The organism is Streptomyces alanosinicus, from assembly GCF_014650595.1.
In the GTDB taxonomy this organism is placed as follows: domain Bacteria; phylum Actinomycetota; class Actinomycetes; order Streptomycetales; family Streptomycetaceae; genus Streptomyces; species Streptomyces alanosinicus.
Genome location: NZ_BMVG01000011.1, coordinates 184417 through 203301, shown reverse-complemented (window position 1 = coordinate 203301; position 18885 = coordinate 184417). Strand labels below are relative to the sequence as shown.

The window sequence follows — 18885 nt, the reverse complement described above, 5'->3', positions numbered from 1 at the left end:
CGTCCGCGGGTTCGGCCGGTTTCGGGTGCATGGTCCGGGGCTGGTCGCGCCCCGTGGCGGAGCCGCTGACGGACAGGGCTCCGCGCCCCTTCGGGTTGGTTCAGTGGCCGCTGATCCGATGGGGGGTGTAGGGCTGCTCCAGTTCCTCGATCTCCTTCTCCGTCAGTTCCAGGTCGACCGCGGCCGCCGCGTCCTCGATGTGGTGCGGTTTGGCGGCGCCCACGATGGGGGCCGCCACCGTGTCCCGGTGCAGCAGCCAGGCGAGGGCCACCTGGGCGCGGGGCACGCCCCGGTCGTTCGCGATACGGGTGACCGCCTCGACGATCGAGCGGTCGCTGTCCAGGTACAGCCGGCCGCCGAAGTTGTCGTTGGCGCTGCGCTCGGTCACCGTGCCCCAGTCGCGGGCGAGCCGGCCCCGGGCGAGCGGGCTCCACGGCAACACACCGACGCCCTGGTCCGCGCAGAGCGGCAGCATCTCCCGCTCCTCCTCGCGGTAGAGGAGGTTGTAGTGGTTCTGCATGGACACGAACTTCGTCCAGCCGTGCCGCTCCGCCGTGTACTGCAGCTTGGCGAACTCCCACGCGTACATCGAACTCGCCCCGAGGTAGCGGACCTTGCCCGCCTTGACCAGGTCGTGCAGCGCCTCCATGGTCTCCTCGACGGGGGTGGTGTGGTCGTAGCGGTGGATCTGGTAGAGGTCGACGTAGTCGGTGCCGAGGCGGCGCAGACTGTGGTCGATCTCGGTCATGACGGCCTTGCGGGACAGCCCGGCCCCGTTGGGCCCCGGCCGCATCCGGCCGTTGAGCTTGGTGGCCAGCACCACCTCGTCGCGGTTCGCGAAGTCGCGCAGGGCCTTGCCGACGATCTCCTCGCTGGTGCCGTCGGAGTAGATGTTGGCGGTGTCGAAGAAGTTGATGCCCGCCTCCAGCGCCTGCCGGATGAGCGGACGGGACGCCTCCTCGTCGAGGGTCCACTCGTGGACACCGCGGTCGGGCAGGCCGTAGGTCATGCAGCCCAGACAGATCCGCGACACGTCCAGGCCCGTCGAACCGAGCTTCACGTACTGCATCGTTGCTGCTCCTGCCTTCGGGACGATGGTCTGCGACGAGCCTACGACGCGGCCCGGCGCCGACTTGACGACTCACGTACGCGGGCGATTTGATCCTGAGCCGTGCCGCGCCGCCCGGCGTGCGCAGGATGGAGCGGACGTGGCCCCCAAGGGTGTTCTCCGCGCCGCGGGCCCCACGAGAGCCGCGGGCGCCCTGGCAGCGACCCTGATCGTCACCTTTTCGGCGCTGGCCGGCTGCGGCGTCGGCGGCTCGGAGGGCTCGGACACCTCCAGCGGCAAGGGCAGCGGCAGTTCGGCGAAGCCCGCCGCGGTGCGGCTGCCGCCGCGCGGCGCCGGCTTCGACTACCAGATCGGGGGGGCCTATCCCCCGCCGAAGGGGGTACGGATCGTCAGCCGCGACCGCTCCGACTCCCCCGCCCCCGGCCTGTACAACATCTGCTACGTCAACGCCTTCCAGGCCCAGCCCGAGGAGCGCTCCTCCTGGCCGGCCGGCCTGCTGCTGCGCGACGCGCACGGCCGGGCCGTCATCGACGAGGACTGGAACGAGGCGCTGCTCGACATCGGCACCCCGGCCAAGCGGGAGCGGGTGGCCGAGCGCGTGAACCAGTGGATCGACGGCTGCGCGAAGAAGGGCTTCGACGCCGTCGAGCCGGACAACTACGACAGCTACACCCGCTCCCGTCATCTGCTCAGCGGCGCCGACGCGACCGCGTTCATGGCTCTGCTGTCCCGGCACGCGCACACCCGGCACCTGGCCATCGCGCAGAAGAACACCGCCGAGTTGGCCGGTGTGCGAGGGCGCGCCGGGCTGGACTTCGCGGTGACGGAGGAGTGCGGGCAGTACGACGAGTGCGGGGTGTACGCGAAGGCGTTCGACGACCGGGTCGTGGACATCGAGTACACCGACTCCGGGCTGCGCTCGGCACTCGCGCGCTGGAACCACCGGCTGAGCATCGTCCGCCGGGACCGGGACGTGTCCACACCGGGAAGCAGGGGATACGTCCGCCGCTCCGCCGAGAGTGCCGAGGCGCCCTCTTCGTGAGCCGCACGCCCCTTCGGGGCAGTGCCGACCGGGCGTTTGTATTACTGCCCCCAGGTGAGCGTCCGGCGTGGGAGCCCGACGAGCGTCGTGCTGTCGGCTCATCCTCGGCGCAGACGACCGGCATCCGGCCGGTCTCGGCCGTCCGGAGGAACCGCGGTGCTCTCTCGCCCCACCACCTTGAGAACTCTGGCCGGAGCAGCGCTGCTGCCGCTGGCCCTCGTCACCCCCGCCTGGGGGCACCCCGCCCCCGCGCCGGCTCCGGAGGCCCCGGCCACGCTGTGCGCGCTCGCCGGCACGCTGCACGGTGCGCACGGCGAACGGGCCGATGTCAGCCTGTGCGCGGACACCGGCTCCCCGAGATTCAGCATCACGGCCCCGGCCACCTGCCGGATCGGCCGTACCCGGGTCCGCTACGCCTGCCGCACCGAGGGCACCTGGACCGCCCGTAAGTCCGGCAAGACGACGGGCTCGGGCGCGCTGCCCGGCTCGGGCCTCTACCCGGGCCCTGGCACCTACGACCTCGGCGCCACCGTGCATGTGCGGTCGACGCCCGCGGGTGTGGACCTGAAGGGCACGGTGCAGGCCACGGTGTCGCTGACCGCGCCCAAGGCGAAGGTCACGCACGCCGTCACCGTCGACCGGACCGTGCTGCGGCGCAACGCCACCACCACCGTGACCTACACGATCCGCCGGGAGAGCGACGAGGGCGACGGCGACGCGCGGCTGGGGATGATCGGCGAGGAGGGCTCCGGGCTGCGGATCAGCACGGCCGACCAGCGCTGCGTCAACCCGCTGGTGGGCCGTTACCCGTCGAAGACCCGGCTGGCGCACTCCATCGACTGCACGGTGACCGAACTGCAGCCCGGCCACCCGGAGACGCTCAAGATCAACTACACCGTGGGGGCGAAGTGCTCCACGGTGGTGTCCAAGCTCGGCTACTGGGTGCCGAAGGGCCAGGACATGTTCACCGGCAACATGCTGGCGGGACCGACGCTGACCTGCGAGTAGCCCCCGCACCCGCGGCATGGTCCGCCGGGCGGCCCCTCGTCCCCGCGGCCACGACGGGTTCCCCCGGGGGCAGGGCCTAGGGCGTGTTGCGAAAGTCCCGCCTGCCGCCCTCCGGGCGGACGACGGGACTTTCGCAACACGCCCTAGAGCAGGTCCAGCGCCCGCTGCCAGGCGAAGTCCGGCCGGCCGCCGTCCGGCCGGTCTTCACCGGTGTACGCGTCACCGAGGCGCACGCCCATCTTGCGCAGCCGCTCCAGGCTGTCCCGGTAGGCCGGATGGGCGGCCAGCGCGCCGGCGACACACGGCAGTACGGCGACGGGTACTCCCAGGCCCACGGCCTCGCACAGGGTGCCGAGGGCGAGGGTGTCGGCGATGCCGGCCGCCCACTTGTTGACGGTGTTGAAGGTGGCCGGCGCCACCACGACGGCGTCCGGCGGCGGGAAGGGGCGGGGATCGGCCGGGGTGCGCCAGGCCGAGCGGACGGGGCGGCCCGTCCGTGCCTCGACGGCCGCGGTGTCGAAGAAGCCGCCCATGGCGACCGGTGTGGCGATGACGCCGACCTCCCAGTGCCGTTCCTGGGCGGCGGTGATCAGCTCGCCGACGCCCGCGGCGATCCCGGCGGCGCACACGACGACGTAGAGAAAGGGTTTCCCGGCCTGTTCGGTCATCCCGGAACCCTACTGAAGCGGGAAGGACTCCCCTCGTTCGGCCTCGGGGCGGGGCCCGTGGATGCGGCGCTGTGTCTCCTCGATGGGTACGTCGTTGATGCTGGCCTCCCTCCGGGTCATCAGGCCGTGCTCGTCGAACTCCCACAGTTCGTTGCCGTAGGAGCGCCAGCACCGGCCGTCGGTGTCGCGGCACTCGTACTGGAAGCGGACGGCGATGCGGTTGCCGTCGAAGGCCCACAGGTCCTTGCGCAGGGCGTACTCCCGCTCGCGCCGCCACTTGGCGGTGAGGAACGCGACGATCTCGGCGCGGCCGGTGACGAAGGTGTCGCGGTTGCGCCAGACCGAGTCCTCGGAGTAGGCGAGAGCCACCTGGTGCGGGTCGCGGGTGTTCCAGGCGTCCTCGGCGGCCTGGACCTTCCGGGCGGCGCTCTCGCGGGTGAACGGCGGCAGGGGCGGGCGGTCGGCCATGGTCTCCTCCTGGGCTTGCACAGCAAGGGAGAACGAGCGTTCTCCAGATGGCTGCTACCGTAGGAGAACGCTCGTTCTCTCGTCAAGGAGCGCATCGCGGAGTGATCGAGGAGTGATGGTGTCGCCGATGGACAGCGCGGCCGCCCGGGACCGGGCGCTCGACGCCGCCGAGGAGCTGTACTACGCCCGTGGCGTGAGTTGCGTGGGCATGGACGAACTGCGCGGCACGTCGGGCCTCTCGCTCAAGCGCCTGTACCAGCTCTTCCCCGCCAAGGAACAGCTGGTCGCGGCGTATCTGGCGCGGCGGGACGAACGCTGGCGCGGGCGCCTGGCCGCGCGGGTGGCGCGGCAGCCGGAGGCACGGGAGCGGATCCCGGCCGTGTTCGACTGGCTGGAGGAGTGGTTCGGCGAACCCGGGTTCCGCGGCTGCGCCTGGATCAATGTCCACGGCGAGCTGGGCGCCACGTCGGAGCTGGTGGCCGAGCAGGTGCGCGCGCACAAGGAGGCGTTCCGGGACTACCTCGACACCCTGGTGGCCGAGGCCGATCTGCCGGCCGCGCTCACCGGACCGCTGTTCCTGCTCGCCGAGGGCGCCATGGTGACGGCGGGGATCACCGGGAGCACCCGGCCGGCGGCCGAGGCCCGCGAGGCGGCGCGGACCCTGGTGGCGGCCGCCGGCCGGGACGGGCTCAGCCGGCCGGCTCCGACAGCCTGATCGCGCTCACCGGGCAGGCTCGGGCCGCCTCCCGGACCATGGGGTCGCCGGCGCCGTCCTCACGTCCGGGCAGCAGGGCACTGAAGCCGTCGTCGTCCTGGGTGAAGACGCCCGGCGCGGCCAGGGCGCACTGGCCCGCGCCGATACAGACGTCCTTGTCGATGTCGATGTGCATGAGCAGAGCCTCTTACCAGGTCACGGGGAGTTCCAGCATCCCCTGGATCGTGTCGCCGCGTTTGAAGCGGACCTCGTCGGCCGGGATGGCGAGGCGCAACCGGGGCAGCCGGGCCAGCAGGCTGCCCAGGGCGATCTCCAGCTCCGCACGGGCCAGGTTCTGCCCCAGGCACTGGTGGATCCCGAAGCCGAACGCGACATGGTGGCGGGCGGAGCGGTGGAAGTCCAGGGTGTCGGGGGCCTCGTAGCGGGTCGGATCGCGGTTGATCACCGAGGTGGAGAAGAGCACGCCCTCGCCGGCCCGGATCGTGGTGCCGGCGATCTCGATGTCCTCCAGCGCGACCCGCTGCATTCCCTCCGCGATGGACAGCATCCGCATCAGCTCCTCGACGGCGGCGGGCAGCAGCGCCGGGTCGGCGCGCAGCTCGGCCAGCCGGTCGGGGTGCTGGAGCAGGGTGTAGGTGCCGAGGGAGATCATGTTGGCGGTCGTCTCATGGCCCGCGACCAGCAGGATGAGGGCCAGCGACACGAGTTCGGCGTGGCTCACGGAGCCGTCCCGCAGCTGATGGTGGACGAGTTCGTCGAGGATGCCGTCGCCCGGCTCGGCCTGGCGCGCCTTGTCGTCGATGAGACCCGAGAGGTACGCGTCCAGGCGTTCGCGGGCGTCGGTGGCCTCGGCGGCCGTGCGGCCGCGCAGCAGCCGGCGGGACTGTTCCTCGAAGAACTCGTGGTCGGTGTAGGGCACTCCGAGCAGTCCGCAGATCACCATCGACGGCACGGGCAGCGCGAAGGCGGAGACCAGGTCGGCGGGCGCCCCCTGGGCGATCATCGTGTCCAGCAGGCCGTCCACGGTCCGCTGGATCCATGGGCGCAGCTCGGTCGCGCGTTTGACGGTGAACGACGGGATCATCATCCGCCGCTGCCGGTTGTGTTCGGGATCGTCCTCGCCGAGCAGGGCCACCCCCCGGTCGCGGACAGCGGCGAACCGCGCGGCGGGGACGGGGAAGTCGGGGTGGCGGCGGTCGCTGGACAGACGGGGGTCGGAGAGCAGGGCGCGGGCGGTGGCGTGTGCGGTGACGGCCCAGACCTCGCGGCCGTCGAACAGGGTGACGCGGGACAGGGATCGCCCGTCGCGCAGCGGCTGGTATCCGGTGGGCGGGTGGTAAGGGCAGGTGCGGTCCTGTGGGAAGGCGACGGGGTCGGCCTGGTGTGCCGGGCCGGTGATGTCCGTCAGATCCGTCATGGAAAGACCTCGCAGACGAAGAAGTGCGTCGTGCCGATCTTTATTAGATGCCTCGGGCATCTATGGGTCGACCTCAAGTTCGGCCAGTTCGGCCAACCGGGTGATCTGGCCGAAGCGAAGGGGGCGGAGGGACGAATTCCGGCCGGTGCCCGGACGTGCGCGGCGGCTTCGGCGCCGGCGCGAGGGCCCCGGAGGTCATCACCTCATCGGCCCAGCCGATCCGCGATACGGAAGATGCGCCGGGCGACCGGTGTTGAATACCGGTGCCAGACACCTGTTGGACCGACGAAGGGGACGGATCCCATGCCTCTTGAGGGCGAGTACGAGCCCAGCCCGACGCAGTGGGTGCGCGAGCAGGTCGAGCTGTACGAGAGCTCCGGTGGGACGAAGGGCACGACACTCCTGGACACCGGGATGCCGGTGATCGTGCTCACCACGCGGGGCGCGAAGAGCGGGAAGATCCGCAAGACACCGCTGATGCGGGTGGAGCACGAGGGGACGTACGCGGTGGTCGCCTCGCTGGGCGGCGCGCCCAAGCACCCGGTGTGGTACTTCAACATCACCTCCGATCCGCATGTCGAGCTCCAGGACGGGCCGGTCAAGCAGGACATGAGGGCCCGTGAGATCACCGGCGAGGAGAAGGCCCGCTGGTGGGACCGGGCCGTCGCCGCGTATCCGCCGTACGCCGACTACCAGAAGAAGACCTCGCGGACGATCCCGGTCTTCGTGCTGGAACCCCTCGCCGGGAGCTGATTCGCGCCGGGAACCGGCCGGTTCTCGGAAGAATCCGCGCCGGGCAGGTGTGAACCCGCCTCGGTACGGGCACCCGTGCGTCAGGCCCCGCCGCGTTCCCCCGTCGCGGCGGGGCCCTTTTTCGTGCGCGGGCGCGGCCGGCCCGGCGGCGAGCCGGGCGGGCGTGTTCCGGCGGCCGGAAATGTTCGGCCGGCGACCGGCCGGACGGCGGTATTCGGTCGCCTGTGGCGTGCGCGGAGGGGCACGGTTGAGCCCTAGGAGGTTACGGGCCCCGTCAGTCGGCGAGCAGCCACACCCCCTTGTGCATCAGCTCCCGGCCCCTCAGCTCGTTCTCCTCGCGCCAGGCCTGGACGCGCTGCGGGAGGATCCTGAAGTAGAGGTAGGGGGTGGCGAGCCGGCGGGGATCGAAGCCGGTCTGCCCGGCGAAGACCTCGGCGTCCTCCTCGGGGAGGTCCTCCGGGGTCACCGCCTGGACGACGCCCTCGATCACGACGACGTCCCGTGTCGGGCCGAGGCCGAGACGGGCCCGGCCCGTGGCCACGAGATTGCGGCCGGTCGGGCTTTCGGCCGGGGTGGCGATCAGCAGCGTGGCGCCGTCCCACACGAAGGACAGGGGCACGAGATGGGGAACGCCGCCGTCGGGGGCGGCGGTGGCGACCCAGACGTCGACGTCGTGCTCCAGCCGGTGGAGGGTGTCCTTCTGGCGCTCCGCGAGGGTGCGGGCGGGCGGTGGGGTCATGGCGTGCGGCCTCCTCGGGATACGGGTCCCGTCCAGTGTGGACGTCAGTCCGCGGTCCCCGCGCGCAGGTGATCGAGGCGTGTCCGCGCGGCCGCGAGGAGCAGGTCGAGGGCGGCCGGATAGGAGCTGGTCCGCATGGCGGCGACGAGATGGGGTGCGGTGGCCGCGATATGCGGATGGGTGCCGGCGGGCAGCCGGCCGTAGGTGCTGCGCCACACCTCCGCCTCGGCCTCGCGCGCGGCCCGCGGCAGGGCGGTGCACGCGGAGTCCAGGGCGCCGAAGGCGAGGGACTGGTCGATGAAGGCGTGGTAGATCCGCACCGCCTCGGGGTCCGGGAACCCGGCCCGGCGGAGCACGCCGAGCATGCTCTCCACGGCCTGGATCTCATGTGCGCGCCCGGTGACGCGGTGGGCGCTGAGCATCGCCGCCCGGGGGTGCGCGAGGGCGCCCGCGTGCATACGGAGGCCGAGTTCGCGCAGGTCGGCCACCCAGTCGCCGGTCGGCCGCCAGACCCCCAGGGTACGGCCGATCAGTTCGTCGGCGATGGCCAGCATGAGGTCGTCGGTGTGCCGGAAGTACCGGTACAGGGAGCTGGGGTCGGCGCCGAGGGCCCGGCCGAGGCGGCGTACGGAGAGGGCGTCGGCGCCGTGTTCCTCGATCAGCCGCAGGGCGGTGGCGACGATCAGCTCCTCGGACAGCACGACGCCCTGCTTGGTGGGGCGGCGGCGCTGCCGCGCGGCGTCGGGGACGACGCGGTCGGTCATGGGGCCTCCCTGGTTCGCGCCCGGCTTCGTGTCCGGCTTCGTGTCCGGCACCTTACGACAACACCGTTGACCTGATAAGCACCCCGGCAGTTTCATTTCCGGTCACCGGGGCCGACCGGGGCCCCCGCGGTGCGAGCGGAGAACCGGCATGAGCGACAGACCCTTCGGAGTGGATCCACCCGCGCGGCCCGAGCTGCGCAAGTCCCTGAGCGTGGTGGACGGCGTCGCCGTCGCCGCCTCCAGCACGGCCGCCACGACCAGCATCGGCATCGGGCTGGGGGTGACCGCGGGCGTGGTCGGCCCGCATCTGCCGGCCATCATGCTGCTGGCGTTCCTGCCCGTCCTCGGTATCGCCGGGGCCTACTCACGGCTGAACCGGGTGGAGCCCAACGCGGGCAACGGCTATGTGTGGGTGGGCCGTTCGCTCAGCCCGTGGCTCGGCTTCATGGTCGGCTGGGTGAACTTCGTGGCGAGCGTGGCGTTTCTCGCGTACACCACGGCGGTCACCGGGTCGGCGCTGCTCCAGCTGGCCGGGGAGGCGGGGCTGCACCGGATCGGCTCGCTCGGCCTCGATCCGGACTCGACCGCGCAGACGACGGCGCTGGGCATCGTCGTCCTGGTCGCCGTCACGCTGACCGCCGTGACCGGTGTGCGCACGGCGGCCCGGCTGCAGACCGGGCTGCTGGTCTTCGAGTACCTCGTCCTGCTCGGGTTCTGCGGCTATGGCATCGTCACCGGCCCGCACTCCTTCAGTCTGTCCTGGTTCGACCCGTTCGCGATCCCCTCGGCGACCGCGCTGGCGCAGGGGCTGCTGCTGTCGGTGTTCTGCTACTGGGGTTTCGAGGCCGCGTTCACCGTCAACGAGGAGGTACGCGACCCCCGGGACGCCTCCCGGGCCGGGACGATCACCCTGGTGACGATGCTCGGGCTGTTCCTGCTGGGCGCCATCGCCTTCCAACGGGTGCTGTCCCCGGGCGAGTTGGCGGGACACGGTGCACAGGGACTCGCGTACTACGGGGACCGGCTGGCCGACCAGCCGCTGGCCGCGCTGCCGCTGGTCGCCCTGATGTTCTCGGCGGTGGCCTCGCTGCAGGCCGGGGTCATCCCGACGGCGCGCGGGATGTTCGCGATGAGCCGGGACCGTACCCTCGGACCGGTGTGGTCCAAGATCAGCGCCCGGTACGGGACTCCGGCGGCCGGGACGCTGCTGATCGGGGCACTGTCGATCGCGGTGGCGGCGGGCGCGCTGGTGATCCCGCGGCTCGCCGACATGATCGACGCGGTCGTGAACGCCGTCGGCATCGTCGTCGCCGTGTCCTACGCGCTCACCGCGCTGGCGGCCGCCGTACGCTTTCGCGCGCTGCTGCGCCAGGACCGGTGGCAGGGCGTACGGGCGGTGGTGCTGCCGGCGCTCAGCGCGCTGGCCCTGCTGGGGCTCGGCGGCTATCTCGCCTGGTCCTTCTACGACTCCGCCGACCATCTGGAACTGCGGGCGGACAACGGCTGGTTCCTGCTGCTCATGCCGATCGCGATGATCACCTCCGGGTTCGTGGTCGCCGGCTGGGCCAAGTGGGTGCGCAGGTCGCCGTACTTCCGCACCGGCGCGGGCACCGACGCCGACTCCCCCGAACTGCTCACCACTTCCCACTGACCGACCAGGAAAGACACCATGCACGCTGATCTGCTGTTCACCGGCGGCCCCGTCCTCACCCCCGAAGGACCCGCAGGCCCCGAAGGCCGCGGCGCCACCGCCGTCGCCGTCACCGGCGGCCGCATCACCGCCGTCGGCGGCGCCGAGCTGCGCGAGCTGGCCGGGCCGGGCACGGAGGTGGTCGATCTCGCGGGGCGGCTGCTGCTGCCCGGCTTCCAGGACGCGCACATCCATCCGGTGCCTGCCGGACTGGAGCTGGCCCAGTGCGATCTGACCCGCCGGACGACGGCCGCGGAGAGCGTGGCCGCCGTCCGGGCGTACGCCGACGCCCATCCGGAGCGGGAGTGGATCCTGGGCGGCGGCTGGTCGATGGAGGCGTTCGCGGGCGGTACGCCGGCGAAGGAGCTGCTGGACGCGGTCGTACCGGACCGGCCGGTGTATCTGCCCAACCGGGATCACCACGGCGCCTGGGTCAACAGCCGGGCGCTCGAACTCGCCGGTATCGACCGGGACACGCCCGACCCGGCCGACGGGCGGATCGAGCGGGACGCCTCCGGGGAGCCGAGCGGCACGCTGCAGGAGGGTGCGATGCAGCTGGTGGGCCGGCTCACCCCGCCCGCCACGCCGGCCGACCGCCTGGCCGCGCTGCTGCACGCCCAGCGGCATCTGCACGCGCTCGGCATCACCGCCTGGCAGGACGCGCTGGTCGGCGACTTCCTCGGGATGGACGACCCGGCCGAGGCGTACCGCACGGCGGCGCGGGACGGCTCGCTCACCGCGCGGGTGGTGGGCGCGCTGTGGTGGGACCGGGAGCGCGGCGCCGAGCAGATCCCCGAACTGGTCGACAGGCGGGCGGAGTTCGGCCAGGGCCGGTTCCGGGCGGGCACGGTGAAGCTGATGCTGGACGGGGTCGCCGAGAACCACACGGCCGCGCTGCTCGACCCCTATCTGGACCGGTGCGGGTGCGCGACCGCCAACCGCGGCAAGAGCTTCATCGACCCGGCCCGACTGCCCGCGTTCGTGACGGAGTTGGATGCCCTCGGCTTCCAGTGTCACTTCCACGCGCTGGGCGACCGCGCCGTACGCGACGCGCTGGACGCGGTCGAGGCGGCCCGTGCCGCGAACGGGCCGAGCGACACCCGGCCGCATCTGGCGCATCTGCAGGTCGTGCACCCGGCCGATGTGCCCCGCTTCGCGCGGCTCGGCGCCACCGCGAACATCCAGCCGCTGTGGGCCGCGCACGAGCCGCAGATGGACGAGCTGACGATCCCCTTCCTCGGGGCCGAACGGGCCGCCTGGCAGTACCCGTTCGGGGCACTGCTGCGCTCGGGGGCGCGGCTCGCGGCCGGCAGTGACTGGCCGGTGAGCAGCCCCGACCCGCTGCAGGGCATCCATGTCGCGGTCAACCGGGTGGAGCCGGGCGGCGACCGGCCGGTGTTCCTGCCCGGGGAGCGGCTGGGCCTCGCGGACGCGCTGCGCGCGTACACGGCCGGCTCGGCGTACGTGAACCATCTGGACGACACCGGCCGGGTGGCCGTCGGGGCGCTCGCCGATCTGGTGGTGCTGGACCGCGATCCGTTCGCCGGACCGCCGGAGGAGATCGCGCAGACGTCCGTGGCGCTCACCTATGTGGGCGGCGAGCGGGTGTACAGCGCGGAATGATGCAGCGGGCCTGCCGGAACGACCGTCGGCAGGCCCGCCGGCCGGGGCGTTCCCGCCGGCCGGCGAAGCACGGTTACCGGACAGTACCGAGCAGCAAGCGCCAAACTCGCAGACATATGTCAATCGAACATGCTCAAATTCCTTCCATCGAGGGTAACTTGACGATCGGGAGACCGACGTCCGGGCGCGGGTGGGAGGTGAAGCCGTCGTGCGGGACGAGCCTTGCCCGCTCACCTGTCACCTCCGTGTGTACGAGCACCGGGCGCACACGGTGCTGGAGTTGCGGGGCGAGATCGATCTGCTCTCGGCGACGGAGATCGGCCCGTCGCTGGACCGGGTCACCGGCCGGCCCGGCGCACGGGTCGTCATCGACCTGCGGCCGGTGGAGTTCTTCGACTGCTCGGGGCTGCGACTGCTGTACCGGGCCCGTGCCCGGGTGCTGGACGGCGGCGGGCAGCTGCAGCTGGTGTGCGCGCACCCGCTGACCCTGCGCGTCTTCCGGGTCACCGGTCTGTCGCGGCTGCTGCCCCCGCAACCCACGCTGGAGGCCGCCCTGGCCCGGTCCGGGGCCGCGTCCGGCTCGCTCTGACCCGCGGGCCCCCTCCGAGGGGCCGATGCCGCTACGACTGCTCGAACAGGGCGCTCACGGATTCACCGTTGTGAATGCGCCGTACCGCCTCCGCGAGCGCCGGGGCGATCGAGAGGACCCGCAGCTTCTCGGTGGGCTCGCCGTCCACCGGGACCGGCACGGTGTTGGTGCAGACGATCTCCAGCACGTCCGGCTGCTCGCTCAGCCGCTTCAGCGCGCCGGCGGCGAACAGCCCGTGCGTGCACGCCACCCGCACCGACCGCACCCCCGACTCGCGCAGCTTGCCCAGCAGTTCGAGCACGGTGCTGCCCTTGGCGATCTCGTCGTCCAGCACGATGACGTCCCGGCCGGTGACATCGCCGATGACGGAGCTGATGCTCACCCGGTCGCCCGCGAACCGCTGCTTGGCGCCGGCCGCCACCTGGGCGCCGACGAGCCGGGCGAAGGCGGCGGCCTCCTTGGCGTTGCCGAGGTCCGGCGAGACGACCGTGGTGTGGCTGAGGTCGTACCGGCGAAAGTGCGCGGCGAGTTCACGCAACGCGTTCAGATGGTCGACCGGCACCGAGAAGAAGCCATGCACCTGCGGGGAGTGCAAGGTCATGGCGAGCACCCGGCCGGCGCCCGCCGCCACGAGCAGATCGGCGACCAGCCGGCCGCCGATGGAGATGCGCGGCGCGTCCTTCTTGTCGGAACGGGCGTAGGAGTAGTGCGGCATGACGACGGTGATCCGGGCGGCGGAGGCGCCGCGCGCGGCGTCGCACATCAGCAGCAGCTCCACCAGGTGCTCCTGCACCGGCCGGACCAGCGGCTGGATCAGGAAGACGTCCCGCTCCCGGCAGTTGGCCTGCAGCTGCACCCCCAGACAGTCGTTGGCGAACCGGCTGATCCGGGTGGGGCTGAGCGGCACCCCGAGGTGGGCACAGACCTCGCGGGCCAGATCGGGATGGGCGTTGCCGCTGAAGACAGCGATGTCTCGCACGATGCGCTCCTCGCCTGATCATCACGGTCAGGGCCGTCATGCTACCGGCGGGCCCACCGCGCAGCACGGCACCGGCCGACGTCTTGACTGACGGACCATCAGCAATAGGTCCGTACCAGGGTATTGACGCCCTCTTTTCTCACTCCTTAAATCAAGAGGCATCACATCCCCCACGCCGAACGGAGAGCCATGGCCTCCCCACGCCTGCCTCGCAGATGCCTCCTCGCCGCCCTGTCCGCGGCACTCGTCGGCGCCGCCGTCGTCGGTCCGGCGCGGGCGCAGACCGCCGTGCCGGCGGCGGCGACCGTCAGCACGTTCTCCGACAGCTTCGACGGGCCCGCGGGCTCCGCCGTCGACTCCTCGAAGTGGACGACGGAAACCGGGGACAACGTCAACAACCACGAGCGGGAGTACTACACCTCCGGGACGGACAACGCCGCCCTGGACGGCCAGGGCCACCTGGTGATCACGGCCCGCAAGGAGAACCCGGCCGACTACCGGTGCTGGTACGGCTCCTGCCAGTACACCTCGGCCCGGCTGAACACGGCCGGCAAGTTCAACGCCCGGTACGGGCATGTCGAGGCGCGGATGAAGATCCCCCGAGGGCAGGGCATGTGGCCCGCGTTCTGGATGCTCGGCACGCCCGTGAACTGGCCGGACTCGGGCGAGATCGACGTGATGGAGAACGTCGGCTTCGAGCCCTCGACCGTGCACGGCACCATCCACGGCCCCGGCTACTCCGGCTCCGGCGGCATCGGCGCGGCCTACTCGCTGCCGAACGGCCAGGCCTTCGCGGACGCCTTCCACACCTTCGCCGTGGACTGGTCGCCCGGCTCGATCACCTGGTCCGTGGACGGCAACGTCTACGAGCGGCGTACCCCCGCCGATCTCGGCGGCAGGACGTGGGTCTTCGACAACAAGCCGTTCTTCCTGATCCTGAACCTGGCCGTCGGCGGCTACTGGCCCGGCGACCCCGACGGCAGCACTCGGTTCCCGCAGGCGCTGGTGGTGGACTCGGTGTCGGTGACGACGAGCAACAGCGCGGCCGGGATGCCGATACGCGGCCTGGCCGGCATGTGCGTGGACGTGGCAGGCGCGAACACCGCGAACGGCACACCCGTGCAGCTCTACGACTGCAACGGCACGTCCGCGCAGAACTGGACGGCCGGCTCCGACGGCACGATCCGGGCGCTCGGCAAGTGCCTGGACGTCACGGGCAACGGCACGGCCGACGGCTCGACCGTCCAGCTGTGGGACTGCACCGGCGGCCCGAACCAGAAGTGGACGGTCACCGGGGCGCACGACATCGTCAACCCGCAGGCGGACAAGTGCCTCGACGCGACCGGGAACACCTCGGCCAACGGCACCCGTCTGCAGATCTGGACGTGCACGGGCGGCGCCAACCAGAAGTGGACCGTCGGCTGAGCCGGACCGGGCGCGGTGCCGCGGCGTCCGGGTGGCTCAGTGCAGTGTCCAGGTGTACTTGTCCCCGCCGACCCAGCGGACCAGGTCCGGGTCGTCCATGTCATGGATCGTGATGCCGTACGAGGCGGCGGTCTCCAGTACGTCGGTCACGTGCCTGGCCGCACCGATCACCTGACCGTCGATCTCCATGATCCGGAAGGGCGGCTCGCCCGGTTTGCCCTGGCACACACCGAGCACCAGGACCCGCGGATGGGAGATGTGCGGAACTCCTTGTTCGGTCATGGAATAGAGCGTAGAACGCATCCGGCTCCGACGAGTCGTCCACCGGAGCCGGCCTGAAGATCGACGGCGCTCCCGCGCCCCTCGGGGCTCGTCGTGCCACCGTGATGGTGTGGAACCCGTCGCCGCCCTCGACCGGATCGCCTTCCTGCTGGAACGGTCGCTCGCGCCCACCTACCGGGTGAGAGCCTTCCGTACCGCCGCCCGCACGCTGGCCGCGCTGCCCGAGGGCGAGGTCGCCGAGCGGGCGGCGAACGGGAGCCTGGAGGCACTGCGGGGCATCGGGCCGAAGACCGCGCAGGTGGTGCGGGAGGCGCTGGCCGGGGAGGTGCCCGGCTATCTGCGTGACCTGGAGGAGGAGAGCCCGGCCGCGCCCGCCGACGGCGCCGGGGCCGGGCTGCGGGCGCGTCTGCGCGGGGACTGTCACACCCATTCGGACTGGTCCGACGGAGGGAGTCCGATCGAGGAGATGGGGCGGGCGGCGGCCGCGCTCGGCCATGAGTGGACCGCCCTCACCGATCACTCCCCGCGGCTGACCGTGGCTCGCGGGCTGTCGGCACAGCGGCTGCGGGAGCAGCTGGCGGCGGTGGCGGAGCTGAATGCGCGGTGGGCGCCGTTCCGGCTGCTCACCGGGATCGAGTGCGACATCCTGGAGGACGGCTCGCTGGACCAGGAGCCGGAGCTGCTGGCGCGGCTGGACGTGGTCGTGGTGTCCGTGCACTCCAAGCTGCGGATGGACGCCCGCTCGATGACCCGCCGGATGGTGGCCGCCGTACGTGATCCGCACGCCGATGTCCTCGGACACTGCACCGGGCGCCTGGTGACGGGACGGAGGCGGCCGGAGTCGGAGTTCGACGCGGACGCGGTGTTCGCCGCCTGCGCCGAGTCCGGTACGGCCGTGGAGATCAACAGCCGGCCCGAGCGGCTGGACCCGCCTCGCCGGCTGCTGCGCCGGGCGGTGGCGGCGGGGGTGCTGTTCTCCGTCGACACCGACGCGCACGCGCCCGGACAGCTGGACTGGCAGATCCTCGGCTGCGCCCGCGCCGAGGAGTGCGCGGTGCCCGCCGAGCGGGTGGTGACCACCTGGTCCGCCGACGAGTTGCTGGCCTGGACCCACGAGGGCCGGGTGCCGGCGCGCGCGGCACCCGCCTGACGCGTCCGGGACCGCCCGGACCGCGATCACTCAGGGTGACGCAGGTCATGTACGGTCGCGGAACACCGCGGAGTGATTGCCCGTTGAACAAAGCGAAGGCCCCCGGACCGCCCCGGCCGTGATTCCCCCGTCGCGGCCGGGGCCCTTCTCCGTCCGGGGCCGTCCGGCGCCGGTTCGTGTTCAGGGGCGTCCGGCACCGGCAATGGCCGGCTCGGCGGCGCGGACGGCCCCGGCGTCCAGGAACTCCCGCAGATCGGCCGTGAGCCGGGCGGCGTGCGTGGCGAACAGGCCGTGGCCGGCGTTCTCGTACACCTTCAAGGTGGCGTCCGGCAGCAGCCGCGCCGCGCGCTCACCGGTGCCGGCCAGCGGCGCCGAGGTGTCATGGGTGCCGTGCACGACCAGCACCGGAAGGTCCAGCGCGGGCAGCTCGCCGGCCAGGTCGAGCGCGGCCACCACGGCCCGGATGCCGTTCGCGGCCCGCGGGGTGGCGACCAGGCAGCGGTCGATCATGTAGCGGACGTACGGCGCCGACACCTGGTTGCCGGGCAGGTGGACGGCGAAGAAGTCGTCGGCCAGGGCGGTGAAGTACCCGGCCCGGTCCCGCCGGAACAGCTCGTCGTCGGCCCGCACGACCTGGGGGTCCAGGCCGTCCGGGGTGCCCGGCGAGCGGACGGTCCCGGGGCTGACACCGGCGACGAGCGCGACGCGGGCCACCCGGGCCCGGCCGTGCCGGGTCACACAGCGGATCACCTCACCGGTGCCGACCGAGTGGCCGATGAGGGTGACGTCGCGCAGGTCGAGGTGGTCGAGCAGACCGTGTACGTCGTCGGCGAGGGTGTCGAGGTCGTAGCCGGACCAGACGTCGTCGGAGCGGCCGTGGCCGCGCCGGTCCAGGGCGACACAGCGGTAACCGGCCTCCGCGAGGGGCAGCATCTGGTACTCCCACATCTCGTGCCCCATGTAGGCGCTGGAGACGAAGACGGCGACGGGCCCGGTGGCGGGGCCGTGGTCGGCGTAGTGCAGTCGGGTGCCGTCGACGGGGCTCTCGAAGTACGGCATGGGGTGCCTCCTCGGGCGGTCGGAACCAGGTGCGACGCTGCTCGGTCGCGCTGACATCCCCGATACTCCCCGGGTCCCGCGCACGGGTCGATTACCTGCCATGTCATGGCCGGGCGCGCGGTCCGCTCAGCGCGGCGCCCGCTGCCGGAGCGCCGCACGCCAGGCGGGCGGGCGGTCCTCGGCGACCGGCTCCGGGCGGCGGCCGCCGCTGCCGAAGAACTCGGCCAGCGGCAGGATCGCGGCGCCCACGGTGACCGCGTCCGGACCGAGCCGGCCGAGGTCGATGCTCACCCTGTCGGCCGGATGGCGCAGCGCGTACGTCGTCGCATGGCGGCGTACGGCGGGCAGGAAGCGGGTGCCGAGCTGGAGCCCGGCCCAGCCGCCGATCAGGATCCGCTCGGGCTGGAAGAGGTTGATCAGGTCGGACAGGCCGGCGCCGAGGTACTCGGCGGTCTCCTCCAGGACGGCCAGCGCGACCGGGTCGGGCGCGGTGCCCTCGGCCGGGTAGGCGGCGGCGAGCATCGCGGTGAGCGCGGTCTCCTCGTCGGTGTCCCCGGGCGGCCGGCCGCCCGCCTCGCGCCAGCGGGCCAGCAGCGACTCGGCGCCCGCGTAGGCCTCCAGGCAGCCGGGCGCGCCGCAGCGGCAGCGGCGCCCGCGCACCCGTACCGTCAGATGGCCCCACTCGACGGCCCGTCCGTGCTCCACCTCCGGGGTGACCACGCAGGCGCCGACGCCGGAGCCGAAGAGCACGACGACGGCGTTGCGGGCGCCGCGGCCCGCGCCGAACCACATCTCGGCCTGGCCGAGGGTCTTGGCGCCGTTGTCGATGAAATACGGGATCTCGTCGGGGAGCCGGGAGGCCGAGCGGAGCAGCCGCTCCAGCGGGACCGCGTCCCAGCCGATGGTCTGTCCGTGCACGACGGCGCCCCGCTCCGGGGTGTGCTCGACGATGCCGGGGACGCCGACACCGACGCCGAGCAGCCGCTCGGGCGCGGCCTGCGCCGCGCCGAGGACCTCGGCGACGCCGTCGCGGATATGACCGGCGATCACCTCGACGTCGTACCCCTGCGGGCTCAGCCGGCGTTCGGTGCGGGCGAGTTCGGTCAGGGCCAGATCGAACAGCTCGACGCGGACCCGGGTTTCGCCGACGTCGACGCCGATCAGCTGGCCGCTCTGCGGGGCGACGCGCAGCAGGGTGCGGGGCCGGCCGCCGTCGGAGTCGACGCTGCCGGCCTCCTCGACCAGGCCGTCCGCGACCAGATCGGCGACCACGTTGCTGACCGAGCCGGAGCTGAGGCCGGTGGCCGGGCCCAGCTCGAAGCGGCTGAGGGGGCCGTCGAAGTACAGCTTCTGCAGCACCTCCGTGCGGTTGCCCCGCCTGAGATCGCGCACCGTGCGCCCGTTACGCGCCGCCATACGGCTCCCTTCACGAACCCTGCCCGACC

General features: G+C 72.4%; 20 protein-coding genes. 9 read left to right on the top strand and 11 right to left on the bottom strand.

Annotation, left to right across the window (positions count from 1 at the left end):
• Positions 1–100 precede the first annotated feature (100 nt).
• On the bottom strand, positions 101–1069 hold the full coding sequence (locus tag IE277_RS23800; protein WP_189955627.1) for an aldo/keto reductase: 969 nt from the start codon (positions 1067–1069) through the stop codon (positions 101–103).
• A 139-nt stretch (positions 1070–1208) separates the two neighbouring features.
• On the opposite strand from IE277_RS23800, the gene IE277_RS23795 reads away from it, so the two are divergent.
• Positions 1209–2111 (top strand): endo alpha-1,4 polygalactosaminidase, encoded by a 903-nt coding sequence (locus IE277_RS23795; RefSeq protein WP_229881927.1) that lies wholly within the window; start codon positions 1209–1211, stop codon positions 2109–2111.
• A 156-nt stretch (positions 2112–2267) separates the two neighbouring features.
• The gene (locus tag IE277_RS23790; protein WP_189955626.1) at positions 2268–3119 is read left to right on the top strand and encodes a hypothetical protein; all 852 of its coding nucleotides are present in this window, start codon (positions 2268–2270) and stop codon (positions 3117–3119) included.
• A 143-nt stretch (positions 3120–3262) separates the two neighbouring features.
• On the opposite strand, the gene IE277_RS23785 is transcribed toward IE277_RS23790, so the two are convergent.
• Positions 3263–3787 (bottom strand): flavoprotein, encoded by a 525-nt coding sequence (locus IE277_RS23785; protein ID WP_189955624.1) that lies wholly within the window; start codon positions 3785–3787, stop codon positions 3263–3265.
• Between the two features lie 9 nt (positions 3788–3796).
• Positions 3797–4255: a nuclear transport factor 2 family protein gene (locus tag IE277_RS23780; protein WP_189955622.1), complete on the bottom strand. Its 459-nt coding sequence runs from the start codon at positions 4253–4255 to the stop codon at positions 3797–3799.
• 127 nt (positions 4256–4382) lie between these two features.
• Between IE277_RS23780 and IE277_RS23775 the strand changes: the two genes are divergently transcribed.
• The gene (locus tag IE277_RS23775) at positions 4383–4970 is read left to right on the top strand and encodes a TetR/AcrR family transcriptional regulator (RefSeq protein WP_189955684.1); all 588 of its coding nucleotides are present in this window, start codon (positions 4383–4385) and stop codon (positions 4968–4970) included.
• Here the strand turns inward: IE277_RS23775 and IE277_RS23770 are convergent.
• Complete coding sequence (locus IE277_RS23770) at positions 4945–5145, bottom strand: ferredoxin (protein ID WP_189955619.1); 201 nt, start codon at positions 5143–5145, stop codon at positions 4945–4947. The genes IE277_RS23775 and IE277_RS23770 overlap by 26 nt on opposite strands.
• A 12-nt stretch (positions 5146–5157) precedes the next feature.
• Positions 5158–6387: a cytochrome P450 gene (locus tag IE277_RS23765; protein WP_189955617.1), complete on the bottom strand. Its 1230-nt coding sequence runs from the start codon at positions 6385–6387 to the stop codon at positions 5158–5160.
• 303 nt (positions 6388–6690) lie between these two features.
• Between IE277_RS23765 and IE277_RS23760 the strand changes: the two genes are divergently transcribed.
• Entirely contained in the window at positions 6691–7140 is a 450-nt protein-coding gene (locus tag IE277_RS23760; RefSeq protein WP_189955615.1) for a nitroreductase family deazaflavin-dependent oxidoreductase, read from the top strand.
• A gap of 274 nt (positions 7141–7414) precedes the next feature.
• Here the strand turns inward: IE277_RS23760 and IE277_RS23755 are convergent, their stop codons facing one another.
• Together IE277_RS23755 and IE277_RS23750 are read right to left on the bottom strand one after the other, a co-directional pair.
• Entirely contained in the window at positions 7415–7879 is a 465-nt protein-coding gene (locus IE277_RS23755) for a pyridoxamine 5'-phosphate oxidase family protein (RefSeq protein ID WP_189955613.1), read from the bottom strand.
• Positions 7880–7923: 44 nt separating this feature from the next.
• Positions 7924–8643, bottom strand: coding sequence for a TetR/AcrR family transcriptional regulator (locus IE277_RS23750; protein WP_189955612.1), 720 nt, complete (start codon positions 8641–8643; stop codon positions 7924–7926).
• A gap of 148 nt (positions 8644–8791) precedes the next feature.
• Between IE277_RS23750 and IE277_RS23745 the strand changes: the two genes are divergently transcribed.
• The 3 genes from IE277_RS23745 (at position 8792) to IE277_RS23735 (ending at position 12545) form a co-directional block, all read left to right on the top strand.
• Positions 8792–10294, top strand: a complete 1503-nt coding sequence (locus IE277_RS23745; protein WP_189955611.1) for an APC family permease — start codon at positions 8792–8794, stop codon at positions 10292–10294.
• Positions 10295–10312: 18 nt separating this feature from the next.
• Positions 10313–11956, top strand: a complete 1644-nt coding sequence (locus IE277_RS23740; protein ID WP_189955609.1) for an amidohydrolase — start codon at positions 10313–10315, stop codon at positions 11954–11956.
• A 208-nt stretch (positions 11957–12164) separates the two neighbouring features.
• Positions 12165–12545, top strand: a complete 381-nt coding sequence (locus IE277_RS23735; RefSeq protein ID WP_189955607.1) for an anti-sigma factor antagonist — start codon at positions 12165–12167, stop codon at positions 12543–12545.
• Between the two features lie 31 nt (positions 12546–12576).
• Here IE277_RS23735 and IE277_RS23730 read toward each other — a convergent pair whose 3' ends face one another.
• Positions 12577–13524, bottom strand: coding sequence for a ribose-phosphate diphosphokinase (locus tag IE277_RS23730; RefSeq protein ID WP_189955605.1), 948 nt, complete (start codon positions 13522–13524; stop codon positions 12577–12579).
• 189 nt (positions 13525–13713) lie between these two features.
• Between IE277_RS23730 and IE277_RS23725 the strand changes: the two genes are divergently transcribed.
• On the top strand, positions 13714–14949 hold the full coding sequence (locus IE277_RS23725; protein WP_189955603.1) for a ricin-type beta-trefoil lectin domain protein: 1236 nt from the start codon (positions 13714–13716) through the stop codon (positions 14947–14949).
• 36 nt (positions 14950–14985) lie between these two features.
• Here the strand turns inward: IE277_RS23725 and IE277_RS23720 are convergent, their stop codons facing one another.
• Complete coding sequence (locus tag IE277_RS23720) at positions 14986–15231, bottom strand: hypothetical protein (RefSeq protein WP_189955601.1); 246 nt, start codon at positions 15229–15231, stop codon at positions 14986–14988.
• 109 nt (positions 15232–15340) lie between these two features.
• Between IE277_RS23720 and IE277_RS23715 the strand changes: the two genes are divergently transcribed.
• Positions 15341–16381, top strand: a complete 1041-nt coding sequence (locus tag IE277_RS23715; protein WP_189955599.1) for a PHP domain-containing protein — start codon at positions 15341–15343, stop codon at positions 16379–16381.
• A gap of 180 nt (positions 16382–16561) precedes the next feature.
• On the opposite strand, the gene IE277_RS23710 is transcribed toward IE277_RS23715, so the two are convergent.
• Positions 16562–17440 (bottom strand): alpha/beta fold hydrolase, encoded by an 879-nt coding sequence (locus IE277_RS23710; protein ID WP_189955597.1) that lies wholly within the window; start codon positions 17438–17440, stop codon positions 16562–16564.
• 126 nt (positions 17441–17566) lie between these two features.
• Positions 17567–18856 carry an ROK family transcriptional regulator gene (locus IE277_RS23705; RefSeq protein WP_189955595.1) on the bottom strand — a complete coding sequence of 430 codons (1290 nt, stop codon included), beginning with the start codon at positions 18854–18856 and terminating at the stop codon, positions 17567–17569.
• Positions 18857–18885: the final 29 nt, after the last annotated feature.

Excerpts from the sequence above, each read along its gene's own strand:
- IE277_RS23800 (WP_189955627.1), bottom strand. The coding sequence starts at position 1,069 with ATGCAGTACGTGAAGCTCGGTTCGACGGGCCTGGACGTGTCGCGGATC.
- IE277_RS23785 (WP_189955624.1), bottom strand. The coding sequence starts at position 3,787 with ATGACCGAACAGGCCGGGAAACCCTTTCTCTACGTCGTCGTGTGCGCC.
- IE277_RS23780 (WP_189955622.1), bottom strand. The coding sequence starts at position 4,255 with ATGGCCGACCGCCCGCCCCTGCCGCCGTTCACCCGCGAGAGCGCCGCC.
- IE277_RS23775 (WP_189955684.1), top strand. The coding sequence starts at position 4,383 with ATGGACAGCGCGGCCGCCCGGGACCGGGCGCTCGACGCCGCCGAGGAG.
- IE277_RS23770 (WP_189955619.1), bottom strand. The coding sequence starts at position 5,145 with ATGCACATCGACATCGACAAGGACGTCTGTATCGGCGCGGGCCAGTGC.
- IE277_RS23765 (WP_189955617.1), bottom strand. The coding sequence starts at position 6,387 with ATGACGGATCTGACGGACATCACCGGCCCGGCACACCAGGCCGACCCC.
- IE277_RS23760 (WP_189955615.1), top strand. The coding sequence starts at position 6,691 with ATGCCTCTTGAGGGCGAGTACGAGCCCAGCCCGACGCAGTGGGTGCGC.
- IE277_RS23755 (WP_189955613.1), bottom strand. The coding sequence starts at position 7,879 with ATGACCCCACCGCCCGCCCGCACCCTCGCGGAGCGCCAGAAGGACACC.
- IE277_RS23750 (WP_189955612.1), bottom strand. The coding sequence starts at position 8,643 with ATGACCGACCGCGTCGTCCCCGACGCCGCGCGGCAGCGCCGCCGCCCC.
- IE277_RS23745 (WP_189955611.1), top strand. The coding sequence starts at position 8,792 with ATGAGCGACAGACCCTTCGGAGTGGATCCACCCGCGCGGCCCGAGCTG.
- IE277_RS23740 (WP_189955609.1), top strand. The coding sequence starts at position 10,313 with ATGCACGCTGATCTGCTGTTCACCGGCGGCCCCGTCCTCACCCCCGAA.
- IE277_RS23725 (WP_189955603.1), top strand. The coding sequence starts at position 13,714 with ATGGCCTCCCCACGCCTGCCTCGCAGATGCCTCCTCGCCGCCCTGTCC.
- IE277_RS23720 (WP_189955601.1), bottom strand. The coding sequence starts at position 15,231 with ATGACCGAACAAGGAGTTCCGCACATCTCCCATCCGCGGGTCCTGGTG.
- IE277_RS23710 (WP_189955597.1), bottom strand. The coding sequence starts at position 17,440 with ATGCCGTACTTCGAGAGCCCCGTCGACGGCACCCGACTGCACTACGCC.
- IE277_RS23705 (WP_189955595.1), bottom strand. The coding sequence starts at position 18,856 with ATGGCGGCGCGTAACGGGCGCACGGTGCGCGATCTCAGGCGGGGCAAC.